Annotated in this window: 2 protein-coding genes; both read left to right on the top strand. The window is 75.3% G+C overall.

Translation table 11 applies throughout. The features are described from left to right. Positions 1-1,028 (top strand): acetamidase/formamidase family protein (locus AC0CYZ_RS22215; RefSeq protein WP_472219335.1); only part of this gene is annotated, 1,028 nt, incomplete at its 5' end. Further along, the coding region (locus AC0CYZ_RS22210) for an amidase family protein (protein ID WP_472219333.1) at positions 1,025-1,314 on the top strand (290 nt) is incomplete at its 3' end. The genes AC0CYZ_RS22215 and AC0CYZ_RS22210, both read left to right, overlap by 4 nt.

The raw sequence follows: 1,314 nt of genomic DNA, 5'->3' as shown, positions 1-1,314 counted from the left end.
ACCCGGCCGGCCCCCACCTGCCCTCGACACCCCACACCGTGGCCTGGGGCTGGATGCCCTCGGCCGCCGACGGCGGGGTGCTCGAGGTGGCCCCGGGCGACGTCGTCACCATCGACACGGTCAGCCACGAGGGCATCCTCGGTGACCAGGGACGCGACCCGGTCCGGTTCTTCGGCGGCTTCGGTGTCCCCGCCGACGCCGTGCTCCCCGACGCCGCCACGATCGCCGCGTCCGATCTCCCCCACGACCCCCGCACCGACGGTCCGCACGTCGTGACCGGCCCGGTCGCGATCACCGGCGCCGAGCCGGGCGACGTCGTCTCGATCACCGTGCTCGACCTCGCGCCTCGCGTGCCCTACGGCATCGTCTCCAGCCGCCACGGGCTCGGGGCCCTGCCGGGCGAGGTCATCGGCGACCACCCGGTGTTCAGCGCCTTCTGCCTCGTCGAGGACGGAGCCGGGTCGATCGCGCTGCGCGGGGACGACCCGGAGGTCCGCGCGCGCTTCCCGCTCGCCCCGTTCCTCGGGTTCGTCGGGGTGGCGGGGTCCGAGCGGATCCATTCGGTGGCGCCCGGGGTCCACGGCGGCAACATCGACGTCCGGCTGCTCGGGGTCGGGACGACGCTGCACCTGCCGGTCGCGGTGCCGGGCGCGCTGGTCGCCGTCGGGGACCCGCACTTCGCGCAGGGCGACGGCGAGGTCGCCCTGACCGCGTTCGAGGCGCCGCTGCGTGCCACCCTGCGCCTCGACCTCGTGCCCGCGGCGGAGGTCCCGGAGCGGTTCGGGATGCTGGACGGCCCGCTCGGGGATACCCCGGACCTGTGGATCCCGATCGGCCTGGACCCTGACCTCGACGAGGCGATGCGCGACGCGGTCCGCCGCTCGATCGACCTGCTCGGGCACCGGTACGGCATGGACCGCCGGCAGGCGTACGCCTACCTCTCCGCCGCCACCGACTACGCCGTCTCGCAGGTCGTCGACGGGACGAAGGGCGTGCACGGCACCATCCGCAAGGTGGACTTCACGTGATCGACCCACCCGCGCCGGAACTCGACCCCTCGATCTGGCGAGAGCACGGCACGCCGCTCGTGGCCGGGGTCCCGGGCGGCCCGCTGTCGGGGACGACCGTCGCCGTCAAGGACCTGTTCGCGCTCCGTGGGCACCGGGTCGGGGCCGGCAACCCCACCTGGCTCGCCGGGACCGCCGTGGCCGACGCGAACGCCGCCGTCGTCGCGGCCCTCCTCGACGCGGGCGCGGACGTCGCCGGCATCGCCCGCACCGACGAGTTCGCCTACAGCCTCGCCGGCACCAACGC

This window comes from Actinomycetospora sp. (assembly GCF_055612215.1).
This window is presented reverse-complemented; position numbering and strand designations above follow the sequence as displayed.